This window comes from Pedobacter sp. W3I1, from assembly GCF_030816015.1.
In the GTDB taxonomy this organism is placed as follows: domain Bacteria; phylum Bacteroidota; class Bacteroidia; order Sphingobacteriales; family Sphingobacteriaceae; genus Pedobacter.
Map to the genome: position 1 here is coordinate 1,322,932 of NZ_JAUSXN010000001.1, position 18,556 is coordinate 1,341,487.

Here is an 18,556-nt window from a genome sequence, read left to right on the forward strand (position 1 = left end):
GGCAATTAAACGCAATTTTTTATATAAAAACTTTTTACGGTGTGCGGTGTTTGTGATGTGGTTACTACCAATGAGATAATTAAATTATTTATTGGTTAACCACCAAACAATAAATCATGGTCGAATTAAATAAAGAGCTTTTTTGTAACCTGGGCGACCGTTCTGTTGATGGATATTTTATTTTCGACTTTACCGAACAAAATTTCACATACCTCAATAAATCGATAAGTAATATTTGGGAACTCGGCCTTGACGAAATTATAGCCAATCCGCAGTTACTGGCAGAGCAGGTACATGCTGAAGATTTGGCACATGTAATATCCTGTTATCAGGAATGCCTTGAAGATGGTACGGAGAAAAAATATGAATTCCGTTTGCTGTTTGCTGATAGAGAGAAATATGTGCGGGTAATTGTGTTTGCAGTTTCAGATGGAGAAGTTAAGCATTTAGTGGGTACAGTAGAAGATACCACGATAATGCGCCACAATAAGATCCATATTGAACAAATAAACGCCCGAAAAAATATAACATTAGAAGTATTGGCGCACGATTTAAAAGAACCGCTGGCCATGATGAAATTAACTGCTTCATCTATGAAAGATGGCGTTGCGCAAACAGGCAATGAGCAGATGATAAATTCGCTAGCGTTTATTCATGATATGTGCGAGCGTAACCTGCTTTTGGTACGGAGCATGATTAACCGGGAATTTTTAAAATCATCGATAGTAGAAATTGGCAAGGAGCGGGCGGATTTGGTTTGGGAACTTAGAGATGTGGTTCGTTTTTATAAACGATCGAAGCTAGGTAAAATGAGGAACATTAAGTTTACAAGTTCTGCTGAACAAATTTATCTGCATCTTGATAGCATGAAATTTTTACAGGTTATAAATAACCTCATCTCAAATTCATTAAAATTTACTGCCGATCAAGGAAATATTACTTTACATGCCGAGGAATATGAAAATACTGTTTTAATTACCGTTGCTGATAATGGGATCGGAATTCCGGAAGAGCTGCAGGCCGGGCTTTTTGACCACTTACCCGAAACCTTAAGGCCAGGCCTTAAAGGTGAAGAATCGGGAGGATTTGGTATGGGTATAATCAAGGCCATTGTGGAGTTACATCAGGGAAAGATCTGGTTTAAGAGCAAAATTGGCATCGGAACCACCTTCTATATCGAGCTACCTAAGTAGCCGTTTTTAATTTTAAAATGGCGTAAGTTATATTTGAATTATGATTAACATTATTCTTGCGGATGATCACCATATTATCCGGACCTCACTTAAAGCACTTATAGAAAAACATGAAGGCATCAAAGTTGTTGCAGAAGTATCAGACGGTTTAGCAGTTTTGGAACTTCTCGAAAAAGGAATAAAAGCTGATATCATTTTATCAGATATTGTAATGCCAGGCCTCGATGGAATAGGTTTAGCCGGAACCATTAAAGAGCGGGGATACACTACTAAAGTAGTTGTTTTATCTATTTTAGACGATGAAAAGTATGCCTCAAATGCCTTTATCTCAGGAGCTTTTGCTTACTTATCAAAGGACATTGAAGAAGATGAATTGCTGTTTTGCCTACAGCATGTAATGAAGGGAAAACGCTACCTTTCTTCTAATTTATGCATCTCCATTTTAGAGCGTTTTAATACCCAGTTAAATATGCTTTCGCAAAAAATGAATACCGAAATCAATTTTTCTGAACGCGAAATTAACGTATTAAAACTCATTGCTGATGGCTTGACGAATCAGGAAATAGCTGATAAATTGTACTTAAGCAGGCGAACAGTAGAGAGCCAAAGAGAAGCTTTAATCAGTAGAACCGGCACGAAAAACTCTGCTTCTTTAGTGCGTTTTGCCATGCGAAATGGTTATGTAGCCTAGTATTTTTGATCGTTTAAGGGCAATTTTTTAACGTTTTTAATAAACCGTAAAAAATCGCGTATTTCTACAAATAACATTGAATGGTGCTGTTTGTTGAATATCTACAAAAAGCCCTAAAACTATCATGGAAACATTAAATTTCAATTGTGACATATACCAATACAGGCAACCACTTTTTGATCGTGCATTAGCCTATACGCGTGATGAAGACGATGCTGCTGATTTAGTTCAAGACACCTTTATGAAGGCGTTTAGGTTTTCAGCTAAGTTTGAAATGGGAAGTAATGTACGAGCCTGGCTTTTTACCATCTTAAGAAATACCTTTCTTAATCATTACTATAAGGTAAAACGTAAAAATGAAATGATCCAGCAGGAAGAAGATTTAACTTCCGTTCAATTGGTTCCAAGCGCATCATCGAATGGTGGTGCCGCAAAGTTTATGATGGAAGATATCCAGAAATCGCTAAATGCCTTGCCGGAGGATTGCCGCTTTTGTTTTTGCCGCTACTTTGAAGGGTATAAGTATCATGAAATTGCTGCTGAGCTCGATATTCCCCTGGGCACTGTAAAAACCAAAATACACGTAGCAAGAGGCCTTTTAAAAAAGATGCTTAAAAATTATAAGTCTGGTTTGGCTACATAATACATAATAGCAATTGGATTTGCTTTCAAATCCAATTGCTATTAAAACTTATACAAAAAGTACAAAATGCTCCATATAAGCCGATAAGGAGCGAGAGCCTGTTGCGATTTTAGATCGGAATTATGAGGGCTAAAGCGAATGGCGGGGCTGCACCAATGGAATAGCACAGAACGTTAATTTTCAAATCCTTCTCACTATATAAGACATTGAAAATTCATATAAGTCGACTAATGGCTAAAATATAAACCGGTAATGTTAGGGATAAAAAAAGGGACAGACTAACAGCCTATCCCTATATCTAAACTCAAACATGCGCTCAAACATGAATGAATCTTCAAAATTAAACATTTTAGTTTATTATTAGTTTTAAAAATAGTGTAAGTAGCCAAAGATTACATATGCTATAGGTACGTTTGTGCCAGTTTAGTTTACTTTGTAGAATCCCTGAGTTTCATTTTTGAGTTTTATTGCTGAGATTTATAAAATGAAACCATCATGATTTTCAAAAATCTTGCTGCAGTTTAATGATGATACCTGACTGCGCAGGAAGGGTTTCATCACCATAAAACATATTATACAGATGAAAATAGCAACATATAATGTAAATGGAATAAATGGACGCTTACCGGTTCTGTTACGTTGGCTGGAAGAAACCCAACCTGATGTAGTGTGTTTACAGGAATTAAAAGCTCCGCAAGAAAAATTCCCTGAGCAGGCTATTAAAGCTATTGGTTATAATGCCGTTTGGCATGGCCAGAAAAGTTGGAATGGCGTTGCTATATTGGCTCGGAATCTGGAAATAAAAGAGCTAAAAAGAAATCTGGATGGTGATCCTGAAGATTTGCATAGCCGATACATCGAAGCGATGGTTAATAATGTGATAATCGGTTGTCTTTACCTTCCGAACGGAAATCCGGCGCCAGGGCCTAAATTCGAATATAAGTTACGTTGGTTTGAACGTTTTACAGCCCATGCAGCAAAGCTATTGGAATATAATTTGCCAGTAATTTTATGTGGTGATTATAATGTAATACCTACGGAGCTGGATGCATATAAACCAGAACGTTGGGTTGAAGATGCTTTATTTCGTCCTGAAACACGTTTGGCATTTCAAAATTTAATGGCACAAGGTTGGACAGATGCAATCAGAAAATTGTATCCTACTGAAACGATATACACATTTTGGGATTATTTTAGAAATGCATATGGTAGAGATGCGGGATTAAGAATAGATCATTTTTTACTAAGTCCTCAGGTTAGTGATCGCTTAAAGTCTGCCGGAGTAGATAAACACGTAAGAGGCTGGGAAAAAACAAGCGATCATGGTCCGGTGTGGATTGAAATAAGCGAGGTGTAATTATGGGCTTATCTCTTTAAATAGGTTATATCTAAAGTTGTTCCTACTAATTTTAAGCATTCGCCATGCTGTTGTGATAGTATTACGTCCGCTTTAATCCACCTGATTTCTCCGTCAGGCCCGGCGCAGAACAAAAGAAGTCAAGTTTTTTAAAAACTTGACTTCAGATTTATTCTATACTGACTTAATGCTCGTTGGTGTTATTTGCCTTTTCGATCAGTTCTTTTTGATCGGTTAAATCTTTATAATAGAAATAACCACCAAATCCTAAGATGAGGATGATGTTACTTATTTTAAAACTGTGGTCAAGCCAATAACTAAACGGTGGTACATGACCACTAAAACTCTGTTTAATGTTTGGCCAGGAGTTAAGAATGATAATAATAACAATCATCAGCAAAACCTTTAGCAAGGTCCTGATGATGATTTTTTGGTGGTTTACTTTTTCCATTATTTAAATTCTCTGAAATCCTGACCGTCGGTAATATTTAACAAGCTTTCGTAAATCAGGCTGATTACATTATCAACATCCTCTTTGTGTACCATTTCTACGGTAGTATGCATATAGCGTAACGGTAGTGAAATTAATGCTGATGGTACGCCGCCATTCGAATAGGCAAATGCATCGGTATCGGTTCCGGTAGAACGCGAAGATGCCTGACGTTGGAATGGAATATTATTTTTCTCAGCGGTTTTAATTAATAATTTATTTAAATTGGTTTGAACAGCTGGAGCATATGAAACTACAGGACCTTTACCGGCTGATAAATCGCCTTGTATATTTTTGTTAATCATTGGTGTAGTCGTATCGTGTGTTACATCGGTAATGATGGCCACATTTGGTTTAATACGCTGGGCAATCATCTCAGCGCCGCGTAAACCGATTTCTTCTTGTACAGAGTTTACAATATATAAGCCGAAAGGAAGTTTTTTCTTGTTTTCTTTTAATAAACGTGCAACTTCGGCAATCATAAAGCCACCAACACGGTTATCTAAGGCACGGCCAACATAATAACGGTCGTTCAAAACCATAAACTCATCTTCGTAGGTAATTACACAGCCTACGTGGATGCCTAATTTTTCTACTTCTTCTTTTGTAGTACAGCCGCAGTCTAAAAAGATATTTTTTAATTCTGGTGCCTGTTCTTTTTCGCCATGGCGGGTGTGAATTGCCGGCCAGCCCAAATACTGCTTTAACCAGGCCCTTCTCGGTATGGATATTTACACGTTTTGAAGGTGCAATCTGATGGTCTGAACCCCCATTGCGGATTACATAAATTAAACCATCTGCAGTGATGTAATTTACATACCACGAAATTTCATCGGCATGCGCTTCTATAACAACTTTAAAAGCAGCTTTAGGGTTAATAACACCTACAGCAGTGCCGTAATTATCGATAAAATGTTCGTCGATATATGGTTTTAAATAATTTAACCAAAGTTTTTGTCCTTCCCATTCGTAACCCGTAGGAGCAGGATTATTGATGTATTCTTCAAGAAACTGCAGCGATTTTTTAGTAACCACAGCAACATGTTTTTTCTTTTCGTCGTCTTTTTTCTTAGCCATAATGTTATTCTATAATTGTTCGTCATCCTGAACTTGATTCAGGATCTAGTTAAAGAGATACTGAACTAATCCAATAGCTATCGGATCAGCATGACGGTTGGTAATTTAAAGTTCTTTTTTCCATTACCACAAAACCGTAACCATCTTTAAAAAAGGTTTTATCTGTTTCGTGGAAGCCAAATTTAAAATAAAATTCCTTAGCATTTACACGTGCGTTGCACCATAGTTTTGTCGCTTTCTGAATTTTACAAAAATCAAGGATATAGGCCATTAGTTGTGAGCCATAACCTGCTTTTTGAGTATCGGGCATAATGGCAAGTTTGCGGAATTGATAAACATCCCCGTCTTGAAATAGAGAAACTACTCCCGTTAATTTATGATCGAGGTATAATCCAAAATGGATGCCATCAAAATCATCAGGCAGTTTTACAATGTCGAATGGCTCGTCAGGATACATGGCTTCGTGCCTGATCCGCCAGGTTAGAGAAGGGAATATTTGCTCAATTTGAACCATACTATAATAAAAAGCTAAAGCCGATTCTTCCATCAACACCATAATAGGTTTCATATTTATTGATGCGTACAGTTGGACCCAATGAAAGTTCAAAATTTGTTTTTTTGCCAATGCTACGCTGAAACCCCCAGTTTGGTGTGATTCCAATTTCCCAATCTATCACATTATATTGACTGATGTTGCCTGATTTAATTAAAGGAGAAAAATAACTGCTTATATCAAGTCCGAAATAGTTAGCCGCATTATTAATTGTCTTTTTTCCTTTTTTTATCCTGTTTTCAAAATTGTAATATTTTCTGATGCCGGCATACAGGTTTGGTGCAAGATCAAAATAAGTTTTGGTTTCACCTCCATCGATATAATTGTAATTATATTCTATCAAAAAGGTTCCGGCTAAACCTGCACCTGTATAAACGGTAGTTAGTTTTCCTATCTTTTGTTCTCTTTCGTAACTAAGTCCCAATAAGGTCAACCTGATTTTGTTTAATGATTTTACTTCTGTTGGTTGCGCTACTTTTGTACTGTCCTGAGCTTTTGCTTTACCGAAAATGGCCAGGCAAATAAGTAGAGCTGAAAATGTTTTGATTGCGTTTTTAGATTTCATAAAATTTTTATTGATTAGTTATTTGTTTTTTCTTCCGTAAAACTGATAGATTAACATATTCAAGACGATTATGGCCGTCATTCCATAACAGAACAATGCCCATCCGCCTTGGTCCCAAAGCCATAAGCCTAATGCAGAGCCGCAGCTGGCACCAATAAAACTAACTGACATAAAAATGGTGTTCAGTCTGTTTCTGGCCTCCGGTATTAAGGTGTAAATCCGGGTTTGGTTGGTTACATGGATGGCCTGCTGACCGATATCGATAAGTACAATACCGATTACAAACAAGTATAAATGGCTGCCTGTAAAATAAAACAAGGCGATACTAATAATTTGTAATATAAAACCAATCATTAAATTTTTGCGTGGGTTGTTACCATCGCTTAATTTCCCAACCAATGGTGCCGCCAATGCGCCTGCAGCACCAGCAATTCCAAATAACCCAATCTGTAAAGTCTGGAAATTAAAGGGAGGGTTAGCTAGATATAATACCATTGTAGTCCAGAATGCGCTAATAATGGCGAAAGCCAGAAAGTTAATAATCGAAGTCTCCCTTAAAGCAGGTTGGGTTTTGATATAACTGAACATCGAGCGCATGAGTTCTTTGTAAGTCCCTTTAAAAGCAGGATAGCTTTGTGGAAAACGTTTGGACATTAAAAGAATAAGCAAGCCACAAATTCCGGCGGCCATATAATAAACGGCTCTCCAGCCTAACCAAAAGCCAATGCTCCCACTTACTGCCCGCGAGGCTAAGATCCCAACCAGCAAACCACTCATAATCATGCCAATATTGGCTCCTCGGTTTTCATCGCTACTTAAATTAGCCGCTAAGGGCAAAATAAGCTGAGGAACAATTGAACAGCCACCAATTAAAACAGAGGCAATTTCTAATACAAAGAAAGTGCGCGAAACAGCAGCAATTAATAAGGCCAGGATAGCGAGACCGGTAATTACGAGGATTTGTTTTTTACGCTCAAACATATCACCCAGTGGCACTAAAAGGAAAAGACCTAAAGCATAACCGATCTGCGTGAGGTAGGTAATCCGTCCGGCATCGGTTTCGGTGAGATTAAAATCTTTTGCAATTAAGATGACTAAAGGTTGGCAGTAGTAAATATTTGCAACAATTAGGCCCGTGCAAAAAGCCATGAGGAGGATATCGGCGCGTGATAATTTCTGAGTAATCTGCATCTTAGTCTTAAGTCGGGAGTCTTCAGTCATGAGTCTTAGTGGCTTAGATTGATGTACGATCTGACTATGGACTAATGACTATAGGCTATATTCTACAAAGGTATATTTCCATGTTTCTTTCTTGGATTATTCACCACCTTATTTTCCAACATTTTAAAGGCTTTTATCAACTTTGAACGGGTTTGAACTGGTTCAATCACTTCATCAACAAAACCACGTTCGGCAGCACGATAAGGGTTGGCAAAGATATCTGAATATAATTTTTCTTTCTCCAGCCATTTTTCTTCAGGGTTTTCTGCTGAAGTAATTTCTCTTTTAAAAATAATTTCTGCGGCACCTTTCGCGCCCATTACGGCAATTTCTGCACTTGGCCAGGCGTAATTCATATCTGCACCAATATGTTTGCTGTTCATTACATCGTAAGCGCCACCGTAAGCCTTTCTGGTAATCACCGTGATACGTGGCACCGTGGCTTCGCTAAAAGCATACAATAATTTTGCACCATTGGTGATAATACCATTCCACTCCTGATCTGTACCAGGTAAAAAACCAGGAACATCTTCAAATACCAATAATGGAATATTAAAGCAATCGCAAAAACGGACAAATCGGGCTGCTTTGGTTGAAGAATTACTGTCCAAAACACCTGCTAAATAGGCCGGTTGATTGGCTACGATACCAATACTTCTCCCTGCAAGGCGCGCAAAGCCCACCACAATATTTTCAGCATAAGCTGCATGAACTTCTAAAAAGCTATCCGTATCGGTTACAGCAGCAATCACTTCACGTATATCGTAAGGTTGCGAAGCATTTTCGGGCATAAAAGTGTTTAGTTCTGGCCGGCTTTCATCGGTTATTTCGTAAGGTAAATGACCGGCTATTTCCTCGCAATTTTGCGGCATATAGCTCAGTAGCTTCTTTACATGGTTAATCGCTTCGATTTCATTGGCACAGGCAAAATGGGTAACCCCCGACTTTGTAGCATGTGTACTGGCGCCTCCTAATTCTTCAGAAGTTACTTCTTCGTGCGTTACCGTCTTAACCACATTTGGGCCGGTAACAAACATATAAGACGTATTTTCTACCATTAAAATAAAATCGGTAATGGCTGGAGAATAAACAGCACCACCTGCACATGGGCCCATTATGGCCGATAGCTGTGGAATTACACCCGAAGCCTGTACATTTTTGTAAAAGATATCGGCATAACCACCCAAAGAAACAACACCTTCCTGAATGCGGGCGCCACCACTATCGTTTAAACCGATTAACGGAGCGCCGTTTTTCATGGCCATATCCATAAGCTTGCAAATTTTCTCTGCATGGGTTTCAGAGAGTGAGCCACCAAACACAGTAAAATCCTGAGAAAATACATAAGTTAGCCTGCCATTAATTGTTCCATAACCTGTTACTACACCATCGCCCAGATATTTTTCGCGTTCCATACCAAAGTCTGTACTTCGGTGGGTAACCATCATGCCAATTTCTTCAAAGCTCCCTTCGTCCATTAAAAAATGAATGCGTTCGCGGGCAGTAAGTTTACCTTTTTTATGCTGACTATCGATTCGAGCTTGTCCGCCGCCAAGGTTTGCCTGGTTTATTTTATCTTTAAGTAATGCTATTTTTTTATCCATTGCTGAAGCTATGAGATTTTAAAATTAAAAATTACTAGCGGTAATGCAAGGCCAACGGAATGTTATTTATTCTCGAACTAAACACGATGTGGAGTAAAGCAAATGGTAGGGCTATAGTAGCAATGAAATGCTAACAGTAATTTGCAAAAGATAAAAGCCTTTTAAAACATTTGGAAATGATTGGTTCTGTGCTTTTGGCCATTTCAGTCCCGCTTTTTGGTACGATTTCCGATGAAAGATCGGAAGCTCTTCCCGGCAATCGGGTTTATTTAACTGAGTAGGTGCAGGAAATCCAAACCTTTCATCCACCATTAGGTAAGATTTTGGCGTTTTGAACAGGCTTTTGTTAAATAAAACCCGACAGCAGCGAACATCCCGATTTTTTTCTATCGGGATAAAGCGAATGGCGGGGCTACAGCACCTATGAAACGGACCTTTCATTTCCAAGTAGAATAATTATATTATTAGGAAACGGTTGGTTCTGTGCTTTTGGTCATTTCAGTGCTGCTTTTTGGTACGAGTTCCGATGAAAGATCGGAAGCTCTTCCCGACAATCAGGTTTATTTAACTGAGTAGGTGCAGGAAATCCAAACCTTTCATCCACCATTAGGTAAGATTTTGGCTTTTTGAACAGGCTTTTGTTAATAAACCTGACAGCAGCGAACATCCCGATTTTTTTTCTATCGGGATAAAGCGAATGGCGGGGCTACAGCACCTATGAAAGACTGCCCTTTCATTTCCTGAAAAGAAAAAATATTTAAGATTATTAGGAAACGGTTGGTTCCTTGCTTTTGGCAATTTCAGTCCTGCTTTTTGGTACGAGTTCCGATGAAGGATCGGAAGCTCTTCCCGACAATCAGGTTTATTTAACTGAGTTCGGTGCAAGAAATCCAAACCTTTCATCCATCATTAGGTAAGATTTTGGCATCTTGAACAGGCTTTTGTTAAATAAACCCGACAGCAGCGAACGTCCCGATTTTTTTCTATCGGGATAAAGCGAATGGCGGGCGACAGTACCTATGAAACTGACCTTTCATTTCCAAGTAGAATAATTATATTATTAGAAAACGGTTGGTTCTGTGCTTTTGGCCATTTCAGTCCTGCTTTTTGGTACGAGTTCCGATGAAAGATCGGAAGCTCTTCCCGGCAATCAGGTTTATTTAACTGAGTTCGGTGCAAGAAATCCAAACCTTTTATCCGCCATTAGATAAGATTTTGGCGTTTTGAACAGGCTTTTGTTAAATAAACCCGACAGGAGCGAACATCCCGATTTTTTTCTATCGGGATAAAGCGGATGGCAGGGCTACAGCACCTATGAAACTGACCTTTCATTTCCAAGTAGAATAATTATATTATTAGAAAACGGTTGGTTCTGTGCTTTTGGCTATTTCAGTCCTGCTTTTTGGTACGAGTTCCGATGAAAGATCGGAAGCTCTTCCCGACAATCAGGTTTATCTAACTGAGTAGGTGCAAGAAATCCAAACCTTTCATCCGCCATTAGATAAGATTTTGGCGTTTTGAACAGGCTTTTGTTAAATAAACCCGACAGGAGCGAACATCCCGATTTTTTTCTATCGGGATAAAGCGGATGGCAGGGCTACAGCACCTATGAAAGGCAGCCCTTTCATTTCCTGAAAGAAAAAATATTTAAGATTATTAAGAAACGGTTTGGTTCCTTGCTTTTGGTCATTTCAGTGCTGCTTTTTGGTACGAGTTCCGATGAAAGATCGGAAGCTCTTCCCGGCAATCGGGTTTATTTAACTTAGGTCGGTGCAAGAAACCCAAGTCTTTTGTCCACTTATAGGTAAAATTGTGCTATTTGGAACCGGCTTTTGTTAACTAAACCTGACAGCAGCGCTATCCTTTTTGGCTTCGGTTAATTTTGTTTTTATAATAGATATTTCCAAAAAGATTTAGCGAATGGCAGGACTGCACTTACCGATAGTAGCAGAACCAATTGTTTTCTAAAACCTTTAACGAACCTGCTTTTGTGCAAAGGATGGCTTTATTTCTGTTAAATTACATTTTTTTTACAGCTTAAAGCATTGAAAAACCAATAATCCGTTTATTTTTGTAACCGTTAGTATTAAAACAACATTAGAATTTTAGATGTTTTTAAGGAAATACAAGTATTTAATCGTTGCCTCATTCATGTTCATCTTCATGGCGAAGATGGGTATATCTGGTGCGCCGGTATTTTGTACGAGTATTGACAAGGAAATCATGAACGCTGTAATCATGCAAATTGAGTTAGAGCATGACGGCGGGAAGGATACCGCCAAAGACACTGCAAAATTTACCGATTTCAAACTCGTTGAACTTAATCATCCTATCTTTTCTTACGAGTTCTCTTCAAGCCATTTCTTTCTGAAGAGCAGTTTCATCGAACATTTCAAAAGATATGTAGATCCATATCACCCTACGGTGCCAACACCGCCACCTAACTTTATCTAGTCTTTTTTATTGGGGTAATTATTGTGCCTACTCAATGAACTGAGCATAAATGCTGTGTTTAAAATTTTCACACCGTAGTGTTATGGCTATTCTGAGATGGTTTAAGATTTCCCTCGCGATTTATTCGTTAAAATTTACTAGATAATTATATCGTTATGCAAAAGTTTAACCCGGCCTTTTCAGGCTCGGATGTGAAGAAATATATTCTTAAAAAGAATTTAAAGAAAGATTTACCTGCAAGTATTGTAGTGTTTTTAGTGGCATTGCCATTATGTTTAGGTATTGCACTAGCCTCAGGTGCACCATTATTTGCTGGATTAATTACAGGTATTATAGGAGGGGTAGTGGTTGCCTCTTTTAGCGGCTCGCAATTGAGCGTTAGTGGCCCTGCTGCGGGTTTAACCGTTATCGTTTTGGGCGCCATAACCTCTTTGGGCAGTTACCAAACCTTTTTACTTGCAGTTGTACTGGCAGGTGTATTGCAATTGATTTTAGGCCTGGTTAAAGCCGGAACCATTGGTAATTACTTCCCATCGAGTGTAATTGAGGGCATGCTTGCAGCAATCGGACTGATTTTGATTTTAAAACAGTTGCCACATGCTTTAGGTGTTGATACCGATTTTAGTGGCGATGAAGGGTTCTTTCAACAAGATCACGAAAATACTTTTTCTGCGATTACAGCAGCGGTAAGCCATTTTAGTTTGGCTGCGGTAGTTATCAGTTTATTATCGATAGCTATTCTGATCGTATGGCCTAAGTTTCCAAAATTAGCAGTTGTACCTGCTCCATTATTGGTGGTAACTTTAGGGGTTCTCGGCACTATCCTTTTTGCGGGTACAGATCACCCATTGCGCCCCGATCAGATGGTTAAAATCCCGGTAGTTAATGGTTTCGGCGAATTTTTAGGCCTATTTACCATGCCTGATTTCTCTCAGTTAGCTAATAAAAATGTTTATATTACAGCTGCAACCATTGCTGTTGTAGCAAGTTTAGAAACTTTATTAAGTATAGAGGCTGTAGATAAAATAGATCCGATTAAACGCGTATCGCCAACAAACAGAGAGTTAATGGCTCAGGGTTTAGGTAATATTGCCAGCGGTATGGTGGGTGGTTTACCTATGACGTCGGTAATTGTACGGAGTTCGGCAAATGTAAATGCTGGTGCCAGAACGAAGATGTCGGCTATTTTTCATGGTGGTTGGTTACTGTTATCCTTGTTGTTTATCCCTGGATTAATTAACATGATTCCACTATCGTGTTTAGCTGCAATCCTTTTGGTAACTGGATACAAATTAACCCGGATTAGTTTATTTAAACACATGTATCACAAAGGCTGGGATCAGTTCGTCCCATTTGTAGTTACAGTGTTGGCGGTATTATTTACCGATCTGCTAAAAGGAGTGGCCGTTGGTATGTTGGTTTCTATTTTCTATTTACTCCGTACCAATATGCGTAACCCGTTCTTTTACAGGATTACAAACGAAGGCGACAAAAAGCATATCAGAATTAAACTGGCAGAGGAAGTTTCTTTCTTAAATAAAGCAGCGATACAAGTAGTTTTAACGAATATTCCGAAAGAAACAGATGTAATTATTGATGGTTCGAATGCCAGGTATATCGATCCTGACGTATTGGAAACGATTTATAATTACAAACATAATGCCTATACCAAGGGTATTATCGTCACATTGGAGAATATCCAAAAACATTATACAGTACCAAAATTAAATATTAAAGTAGAAGAAGATATTAATAAATTATAGTTATGTGCGCAAAAACAATAGATACGAAAGATATAACATACGATAGCCTGTTACAGGGTAATAAGGACTGGGTTAAAGATATGATCGACAATGATCCTGCCTTTTTTGATAAACTTTCTGAAGGCCAAAGTCCACCTGTATTGTGGATTGGTTGTTCTGATAGCCGTGTACCTGCAAACCAAATAACCAACACTAAACCAGGCGATATTTTCGTTCACAGAAATATTGCCAATGTGGTGGTGCATACCGATATGAATTTACTTTCAGTACTGGATTATTCCATTAATGTGTTAAAAGTAAAGCATGTAATTGTATGCGGTCACTATGGTTGTGGTGGTGTGAAAGCTGCATTAGGCAATAAACAGGTTGGAATTATTGATAACTGGTTAAGAAACATCCGCGATGTATACCGTACTCACGAACGTGAAATGGCTACAATCAAAGATCCTGATCAGCGATTTGACCGATTAGTGGAATTAAATGCTATTGAGGGCGCTGCAAATGTAACCAACACATCAATTGTACAAAGCGCCTGGGCCAATGGCCAGGAGCTAGCCGTACATGCCTGGGTTTACAGCATAAAAACAGGAATCATCAAAGACCTTAAAGTAACTTGTACTTGTCTTGATGATGTTGCCCCTGCATTTAAAGTAGGATAAAAACACCACAAAGGTGTTATTTTTTAGTTGTTAGGAAAAGCTCCCGATTTTACATCGGGGGCTTTTATTTTTTTGTGGTATTGGGTATGTTTCCTGCTTCACCCTTATTTCCTTTTTCAGCATCTGTTCTTGCTTCTTCAGAACCAAAATCGCCTCCTCCAAAATCCCGGCTAAGATTTCCAGCATCGCTTTCTACCGTGTTTTTCTTTTCATTGTCGTTACTTCGATGGCGTGGCACCTGCTGATCGGGCATGTTGGTTTTATCAGCGCTGTTATCTGCATTTTTATCGCCCAAATTTTCGTTGTTATCTTTTATATTTTCCATGATATTTTAACTTTATATAAGTAGAACAGCAAGAACCAGAGATGGTTTTAAAAGTGTTTACGCGTTGTGAAAATTAAAGAATGAAATTTTCGTTGCAGATGTGTTTATCACTATAGTTATGTTAACACTCTGAACAGCTGTGGCCTATCTTTTAATTAAAGTAGATTAAGAAGACAACTTTGCAAATTCTCTTTAAAAAAGAAAAACCCCTGATTGCTCAGCGGTTTTTCTTCATATTTATAACATTAATAATGCAAAAGTTAATCTTCTGCTAAGAATGGATAACGGTAGTCAGTTGGAGGATTAAAAGTTTCTTTAATGGTACGTGGAGAAACCCAGCGCAATAAATTGATCATTGCCCCAGCTTTATCATTCGTACCTGATCCTCTTGCTCCACCAAATGGTTGTTGACCAACTACGGCACCTGTACATTTATCGTTAATGTAAAAATTACCGGCTGAGTTGCGTAAGGCATAACTGGCTTTTTCTATAGCATATCTATCTTGTGATAAAATAGCTCCTGTTAATGCATAAGGCGAAGTGGTATCGATTATTTCTAAAATCTGATCAAATTCCTGATCTTGGTATACGTATACAGATAATACCGGACCAAAAAGTTCCTCACACATGGTGGTATATTTCGGATCATCAACTACTAAGACAGTAGGTTCGATAAAATAACCTTTGCTCTTATCGTAGTTGCCACCGGCAATAACTTCAACTCCCTTATCTTTTTTAGCCTGATCGATATATTTAGCCAGTTTATCGAAAGAACGCTCATCAATAACGGCATTAATAAAGTTGCTGAAATCTTCTGTTCCGCCCATTTTAAATGAAGCTAAATCTCTGATCATTAATTTTTTAATCTCAGGCCACAGACTTTTTGGGATATAAGTACGGCTGGCTGCAGAACATTTTTGCCCCTGATATTCGAACGCGCCCCTAACAATTGCAGTAACTGAAGCAGCAACGTCTGCACTTGGGTGAACCAGAATAAAATCTTTACCTCCAGTTTCGCCCACTATGCGTGGATATGATTTGTACTTATGGATGTTTGTTCCGATTGTTTTCCAGATTTCCTGAAAAACTTTTGTTGAGCCTGTAAAGTGAATGCCTGCAAAATCAGCATGATTAAAAACCACATCACCAACTTCAGGACCATCTGCAAAAATAAGATTAATTACGCCGTCAGGTAAGCCTGCTTCGCGGAAAACCTGCATAATTACATTAGCCGCATAAACTTGCGTATCTGCAGGTTTCCAAACCACCACATTACCCATCATGGCTACACAAGCAGGTAAATTACCAGCAATTGCGGTAAAGTTAAAAGGTGTTAAAGCAAATATAAAACCCTCTAAAGGACGTTGTTCCGTTCTGTTCCACATGCCATTTGGCGATACTGGTGGCTGTTGGCCATAAATATCCTGCATATAACTTACGTTAAAGCGTAAGAAATCAACCAGCTCACAAGCCGCATCAATTTCAGCCTGATAGGCATTTTTACTTTGCCCAAGCATGGTTGCCGCATTAATTTGGTAGCGGTATTTTGTAGCAAACAAATCAGCAGCTTTCATAAAAATAGCAGCTCTATGTTCCCAGGCTAAAGCTTCCCAATCTGCCTTGGCACCCAAAGCAGCATCTATGGCTTGTTTTACATGGCTTTTATCTCCATAACTAAAGGTAGCCAGTACATGTTGATGATCGTGTGGAGCTACCACTTTCTTTTTATTTTTAGTATGTACCTCTTGTCCGCCAATAAACATCGGAATATCCAATTGTTTAGCACGCGCATCGGCAATAGCCTCCTTTAAAAGCGAACGCTCTTTTGTTCCTGGTGCATAGCTATTTATGGGCTCGTTAACCGGGGTAGGTACGTTAAAAAATCCTTTAAGCATATTTTATTTTTTATGATTTGTGCAAAGATAAAGCTTTTTGAGGTAGGCAATTCTATTATTCTGTAAAGAAAATAGGGCAAACGTTTGACTGGAATAGTCAGGAGTCGGAAGTCTGAAGATCGAAGGCCGTGAGCAGGTACTTTTAAAGAAGTTATGGTTAAAATCTGAGTGGTTTGGGCGCTGCATGCAGAGTTGACAACTTTGCTAGTGGGGCGGCAAGAAAGTTGTCAACTCTGGTTATAAAAGCAGCTTTTGTTTCATCATATCCAAAAAATCTTTACGGTAAGTCTCGCCTATTAATATTTCTGCTGAAATTCCTTTTAGAATGATCCTGTTTCCGTCTATTGAGGTGATTTTATTAAGCGCTACTATAAACGATTTCTGCACCCGGATAAATTGCGCTTTAGGCAATCTTTCTTCTACATCCTTCATCGTCAGGAGTGCCAGTGTTCTAATTCCATTATGATGAAAAGCGATATAGTTTTTCATGCCTTCAACAAAATCAATTTCGGCGATATTAATTTTCAGCATTTTGCCTTTAGCCTCTGTTTTAACCATAAAATAATCATCATCCTGCTGGTTGGCAGGTACGTTTGCTTTTTTGGTGTTGATTATCTTTTGGGCTTTATTTATAGCTTGTAGAAAACGAGGCAGCGGGATTGGCTTAACTAAATAATCCACCACATCAAGATCAAAACCAGCAGTAGCAAACTCCTTATAGGCGGTAGTAAGTATCACCTGTACATCTTTGTTATTCATCGTTTGGATGAAATCAATTCCTGATATCTCTGGCATATGAATATCTAAAAAAATGAGATCTACCGGGTTACTACTTAAAAAGCTTAGTGCATCAATGGGATTGATAAATGTTGCGGTGATGTGTATTGCCGCAACAGATTTTAGGTAATGTTGTATTACTTCAATGGCATGGTCTTCGTCATCAACTATAATGCAGTTAATCATGAGGTGTATGGTTGAGGTTTAATTGGCGGTAATTTGAAATGTTCTAAAAAACCTAAATTATCAAATGAACTTGGTTTTTCTTGATGATCAGTAGCCTTGTTATAAGGTAAAGTTAATTCAAGGCGGTAATCAACCTCGGTTTCATTAATGGTTAGTGCAAAACCTTTTTTGTAATGATTGGTGAGTCGTTTCTTTATGTTTTCCATACCTATACCACTCGAGAGTTCTTTAGGCCCGTTTTTCTTTATGTTCCAGGTGCTTAAACGGATATGATGATCGATTTCGTTAATGCTTAAGGCTATTTTAACGGGATGCAACTTATCTGTACAATCGCCATGTTTTAAGATATTCTCTACAATGGTAATTAGAATTAATGGAATCAATCTTACATTGTCGGTATTTCCATTTACACTAAAATCGATCTGTAACTTATTATTGAAACGAAGCTGATTAATTTTAACTACATTTTTAATGTGCTCAATTTCCTCGTCTATTAAAGTCATTCGATCATCTTTATCTATTTCTAAGGAGTAGCGCATGATTTCACTAAGCGTCATGATGCCATTGGCCAATTCTTCTGATAAGGGTAAAGACTTCGCAAAAAAGAAATTCAGCGTATTATTTAAAAAGTGAGGATTAATTTGCGCTCGGAGGAAAGCATATTCTGCTTCATGTTTTTCTTTTTCGATGAGGCGTAGTTTTTTTTGGTGTTTGATGCCTTCTGTCGCAAAATAATAGCCGATACCTAAAATAGAATATCTAATAAAAACCCATAATACTGAGGCACCAAAATGTATGAAATTAAATGAGGGTGGGGGAGGACCAACTGCACTTATAAGCGGCCTTATATGATGACCTGTAATATACCAGTTGCTGAAAGAGAAGGCAAAGGCCAGGATTATCCCTAATATTAACTGGAAGGGTTTTAGAGGGTTGCCATATTTATAACAAACCAATATACATAAGTAAACCGTACAAATATTTGGGAACTGTGTGAAAAATACATCTGCTATACTAAAAAAATAGTTAACAGGATCTTGCGCATACTCTAAAATATTGCCTAACAACATATATGCTACCCAAAACAAGATGTGATAGGCGAT

General features: G+C 38.2%; 16 protein-coding genes and 1 pseudogene. 7 read left to right on the forward strand and 10 right to left on the reverse strand.

What is annotated here, in order from left to right; all coding sequences use genetic code 11:
* Positions 1-116: 116 nt before the first annotated feature.
* The 4 genes from QF042_RS05745 to xth all read left to right on the forward strand — a co-directional run bounded on the left by QF042_RS05745 (position 117) and on the right by xth (position 3,884).
* Positions 117-1,193 (forward strand): PAS domain-containing sensor histidine kinase, encoded by a 1,077-nt coding sequence (locus tag QF042_RS05745; protein ID WP_307526194.1) that lies wholly within the window; start codon positions 117-119, stop codon positions 1,191-1,193.
* A 40-nt stretch (positions 1,194-1,233) separates the two neighbouring features.
* Positions 1,234-1,884 (forward strand): response regulator transcription factor, encoded by a 651-nt coding sequence (locus QF042_RS05750; protein ID WP_307526195.1) that lies wholly within the window; start codon positions 1,234-1,236, stop codon positions 1,882-1,884.
* Positions 1,885-2,008: 124 nt separating this feature from the next.
* The gene (locus tag QF042_RS05755) at positions 2,009-2,527 is read left to right on the forward strand and encodes an RNA polymerase sigma factor (protein WP_307526197.1); all 519 of its coding nucleotides are present in this window, start codon (positions 2,009-2,011) and stop codon (positions 2,525-2,527) included.
* Between the two features lie 580 nt (positions 2,528-3,107).
* The gene (gene xth, locus QF042_RS05760) at positions 3,108-3,884 is read left to right on the forward strand and encodes an exodeoxyribonuclease III (protein WP_307526199.1); all 777 of its coding nucleotides are present in this window, start codon (positions 3,108-3,110) and stop codon (positions 3,882-3,884) included.
* A 184-nt stretch (positions 3,885-4,068) separates the two neighbouring features.
* On the opposite strand, the gene QF042_RS05765 is transcribed toward xth, so the two are convergent.
* The 6 genes and pseudogenes from QF042_RS05765 to QF042_RS05790 form a co-directional block, all read right to left on the reverse strand.
* Complete coding sequence (locus tag QF042_RS05765) at positions 4,069-4,335, reverse strand: hypothetical protein (RefSeq protein ID WP_307526201.1); 267 nt, start codon at positions 4,333-4,335, stop codon at positions 4,069-4,071.
* Positions 4,335-5,451, reverse strand: a pseudogene (locus QF042_RS05770) (M42 family metallopeptidase). Before QF042_RS05770 ends, QF042_RS05765 begins: the two are co-directional and overlap by 1 nt.
* An 85-nt stretch (positions 5,452-5,536) precedes the next feature.
* A complete protein-coding gene (locus QF042_RS05775; protein WP_307526203.1) occupies positions 5,537-6,019 on the reverse strand; it encodes a GNAT family N-acetyltransferase in 483 nt (160 codons plus the stop codon).
* Complete coding sequence (locus QF042_RS05780; RefSeq protein ID WP_307526205.1) at positions 5,967-6,569, reverse strand: hypothetical protein; 603 nt, start codon at positions 6,567-6,569, stop codon at positions 5,967-5,969. Before QF042_RS05780 ends, QF042_RS05775 begins: the two co-directional genes overlap by 53 nt.
* Positions 6,570-6,587: 18 nt before the next feature.
* Positions 6,588-7,760 (reverse strand): MFS transporter, encoded by a 1,173-nt coding sequence (locus QF042_RS05785; protein ID WP_307526207.1) that lies wholly within the window; start codon positions 7,758-7,760, stop codon positions 6,588-6,590.
* A 92-nt stretch (positions 7,761-7,852) separates the two neighbouring features.
* Positions 7,853-9,394, reverse strand: coding sequence for an acyl-CoA carboxylase subunit beta (locus tag QF042_RS05790; RefSeq protein WP_307526208.1), 1,542 nt, complete (start codon positions 9,392-9,394; stop codon positions 7,853-7,855).
* A 2,151-nt stretch (positions 9,395-11,545) separates the two neighbouring features.
* Here QF042_RS05790 and QF042_RS05795 point away from each other — a divergent pair.
* The 3 genes from QF042_RS05795 (at position 11,546) to can (ending at position 14,270) form a co-directional block, all read left to right on the forward strand.
* Positions 11,546-11,848, forward strand: coding sequence for a hypothetical protein (locus QF042_RS05795; protein ID WP_235526092.1), 303 nt, complete (start codon positions 11,546-11,548; stop codon positions 11,846-11,848).
* A gap of 155 nt (positions 11,849-12,003) precedes the next feature.
* Entirely contained in the window at positions 12,004-13,611 is a 1,608-nt protein-coding gene (locus QF042_RS05800) for a SulP family inorganic anion transporter (protein ID WP_307526212.1), read from the forward strand.
* Positions 13,612-13,613: 2 nt separating this feature from the next.
* Entirely contained in the window at positions 13,614-14,270 is a 657-nt protein-coding gene (gene can, locus QF042_RS05805; protein WP_307526214.1) for a carbonate dehydratase, read from the forward strand.
* Between the two features lie 64 nt (positions 14,271-14,334).
* Here can and QF042_RS05810 read toward each other — a convergent pair whose 3' ends face one another.
* The 4 genes from QF042_RS05810 to QF042_RS05825 form a co-directional block, all read right to left on the reverse strand.
* Positions 14,335-14,595, reverse strand: coding sequence for a hypothetical protein (locus QF042_RS05810; RefSeq protein ID WP_307526216.1), 261 nt, complete (start codon positions 14,593-14,595; stop codon positions 14,335-14,337).
* Between the two features lie 260 nt (positions 14,596-14,855).
* Entirely contained in the window at positions 14,856-16,490 is a 1,635-nt protein-coding gene (pruA, locus tag QF042_RS05815) for an L-glutamate gamma-semialdehyde dehydrogenase (RefSeq protein ID WP_307526218.1), read from the reverse strand.
* 237 nt (positions 16,491-16,727) lie between these two features.
* Complete coding sequence (locus QF042_RS05820) at positions 16,728-17,453, reverse strand: LytTR family DNA-binding domain-containing protein (protein WP_307526220.1); 726 nt, start codon at positions 17,451-17,453, stop codon at positions 16,728-16,730.
* Positions 17,450-18,541 carry a sensor histidine kinase gene (locus tag QF042_RS05825; protein WP_307526222.1) on the reverse strand — a complete coding sequence of 364 codons (1,092 nt, stop codon included), beginning with the start codon at positions 18,539-18,541 and terminating at the stop codon, positions 17,450-17,452. The genes QF042_RS05820 and QF042_RS05825 overlap by 4 nt, the downstream gene beginning before the upstream one ends.
* Between the last annotated feature and the right edge of the window lie 15 nt (positions 18,542-18,556).

What these genes read in the sequence shown, in the direction of transcription:
- QF042_RS05810 (WP_307526216.1), bottom strand. Translation starts at nt 14,595, where the DNA reads ATGGAAAATATAAAAGATAACAACGAAAATTTGGGCGATAAAAATGCA.
- QF042_RS05785 (WP_307526207.1), bottom strand. Translation starts at nt 7,760, where the DNA reads ATGCAGATTACTCAGAAATTATCACGCGCCGATATCCTCCTCATGGCT.
- QF042_RS05800 (WP_307526212.1), top strand. Translation starts at nt 12,004, where the DNA reads ATGCAAAAGTTTAACCCGGCCTTTTCAGGCTCGGATGTGAAGAAATAT.
- QF042_RS05780 (WP_307526205.1), bottom strand. Translation starts at nt 6,569, where the DNA reads ATGAAATCTAAAAACGCAATCAAAACATTTTCAGCTCTACTTATTTGC.
- QF042_RS05775 (WP_307526203.1), bottom strand. Translation starts at nt 6,019, where the DNA reads ATGAAACCTATTATGGTGTTGATGGAAGAATCGGCTTTAGCTTTTTAT.
- QF042_RS05820 (WP_307526220.1), bottom strand. Translation starts at nt 17,453, where the DNA reads ATGATTAACTGCATTATAGTTGATGACGAAGACCATGCCATTGAAGTA.
- xth (WP_307526199.1), top strand. Translation starts at nt 3,108, where the DNA reads ATGAAAATAGCAACATATAATGTAAATGGAATAAATGGACGCTTACCG.
- can (WP_307526214.1), top strand. Translation starts at nt 13,614, where the DNA reads ATGTGCGCAAAAACAATAGATACGAAAGATATAACATACGATAGCCTG.
- QF042_RS05790 (WP_307526208.1), bottom strand. Translation starts at nt 9,394, where the DNA reads ATGGATAAAAAAATAGCATTACTTAAAGATAAAATAAACCAGGCAAAC.
- QF042_RS05745 (WP_307526194.1), top strand. Translation starts at nt 117, where the DNA reads ATGGTCGAATTAAATAAAGAGCTTTTTTGTAACCTGGGCGACCGTTCT.
- QF042_RS05765 (WP_307526201.1), bottom strand. Translation starts at nt 4,335, where the DNA reads ATGGAAAAAGTAAACCACCAAAAAATCATCATCAGGACCTTGCTAAAG.
- QF042_RS05755 (WP_307526197.1), top strand. Translation starts at nt 2,009, where the DNA reads ATGGAAACATTAAATTTCAATTGTGACATATACCAATACAGGCAACCA.
- QF042_RS05795 (WP_235526092.1), top strand. Translation starts at nt 11,546, where the DNA reads ATGTTCATCTTCATGGCGAAGATGGGTATATCTGGTGCGCCGGTATTT.
- pruA (WP_307526218.1), bottom strand. Translation starts at nt 16,490, where the DNA reads ATGCTTAAAGGATTTTTTAACGTACCTACCCCGGTTAACGAGCCCATA.
- QF042_RS05750 (WP_307526195.1), top strand. Translation starts at nt 1,234, where the DNA reads ATGATTAACATTATTCTTGCGGATGATCACCATATTATCCGGACCTCA.